This window comes from Mesorhizobium sp. M2A.F.Ca.ET.037.01.1.1, from assembly GCF_003998075.1.
GTDB lineage: Bacteria > Pseudomonadota > Alphaproteobacteria > Rhizobiales > Rhizobiaceae > Mesorhizobium.
Genome location: NZ_RZSA01001300.1, coordinates 1 through 1,495 on the forward strand (window position 1 = coordinate 1; position 1,495 = coordinate 1,495).

A 1,495-nucleotide genomic window follows, 5' to 3' on the forward strand; every position below is an offset into this window, starting at 1 on the left:
TGAAAGGACTCCAGTCGCGGACAATCGGCCGCCGCGCCAGAAGCAGCCAGATGAAGGTAAGCGTCTCGGAGATCGTCAGCAGCAGGACGTTGAGGCGGCCCGGATCGACGATGACGTTGTTCACGCCGCGATAGACGAAGATCGCGGCGACGAGCAGCGCGATGAAACGAAACAGGCCTTCACGCAGATCCACGAAGACCGGGTGGGTCTGTAGGTCAGACAGGAATTCCAGTCGCTGTGCCAGGCAAGGTATCGCTTTTGGACATGAAAGCTCAGCCACCCCGTGGTTCCCTCGCTTATCACCATTGCACGCAAGCGTTGCCGTCGGGTTACGGTTCATATGGCCGCTTCTTCCAGAGTTTCCGCGGTAGGCAGACGCGATAGGCAGTTGAATATGACGCCGCCGCCGGATTAGCTTGTTGCGGCGCACAAGATGCGGGGAAGGGGTTCATGGATTACGACATGCTGGTCATCGGCAGCGGCCCTTCGGGACGCCGCGCCGCCGTGCAATCGGCCAAGCTGGGCAAGTCCGTCCTGGTGGTCGACCGGGGCAGGCGTCTGGGCGGCGTCTCGGTGCATACCGGCACCATTCCGTCGAAGACGTTGCGCGAGACCGTGCTCAATCTCTCGGGCTGGCGCGAGCGCGGCTTCTACGGCCGCGGCTACCGGGTGAAGCAGGACATTTCGATCGGCGATCTGGTCGAGCGGCTGCACAAGACCCTCGACCACGAGGTCGAGGTGTTGCAGCACCAGTTCATGCGCAACACCGTGAGGAGCGCGCGCGCCGCGGTTAAATTCCTCACGCCGAACAAGGCCAGCCTGACCGCCGACAATGGCGATTACAGCGAGGTTGGCTTTGCCAACGCGCTGATTGCCGTCGGCACCCGGCCGCACCGGCCGGCCGACGTGCCCTTCGACCGGAAGCGGATCTTCGACAGCGACGAGATGCTGGAACTCCACCACCTGCCGCGCACGCTGACGGTGATCGGCGCCGGCGTCATCGGCGTCGAATATGCCACCATCTTTTCGGCGCTCGACGTGCCGGTGACCTTGGTCGAGCCGCGCAACTCGATCCTGGATTTCATCGACCGCGAGATCGTCGACGATTTCATCCACCAGATGCGCGACCGCGGCATGACCATCCGGCTCGGCAGTTCGGTCAAGGAGATCGCCTCCAAACCCGACTATGCCGAGGTGACGCTCGCCGACGGCCGCACCATCCGCTCCGAGATGGTGCTCTACGCCGCCGGCCGCACCGGCAACATCGCCAGCCTCGGCCTCGACGCGGTCGGCATCGAGGCTGACGCCCGAGGCCGAGTCAAGGTCGATCCGCAGACCTTCCAGACCAGCGTGCCTAACATCTACGCGGCCGGCGACGTCATCGGCTTCCCGAGCCTTGCCTCGACCTCGATGGAGCAGGGCAGGGTGGCCGCCTGCCACGCTTTCGGCGTGCTGTTGCCGCCGCCGCCGGAAACCTTTCCATATGGCATCTACG

The 1,495-nt window shown here is 64.1% G+C and carries 1 protein-coding gene and 1 pseudogene; one reads left to right on the forward strand and one right to left on the reverse strand.

Features of this window, described 5'->3' with window-relative positions; genetic code table 11:
* Nucleotides 1-340: pseudogene (locus tag EOA27_RS41715) on the reverse strand (hypothetical protein); the annotation flags it as partial.
* A gap of 110 nt (nucleotides 341-450) precedes the next feature.
* Here EOA27_RS41715 and EOA27_RS36140 point away from each other — a divergent pair.
* Nucleotides 451-1,495: FAD-dependent oxidoreductase (locus EOA27_RS36140; RefSeq protein ID WP_127258689.1), on the forward strand; the 1,045-nt coding region annotated here is incomplete at its 3' end.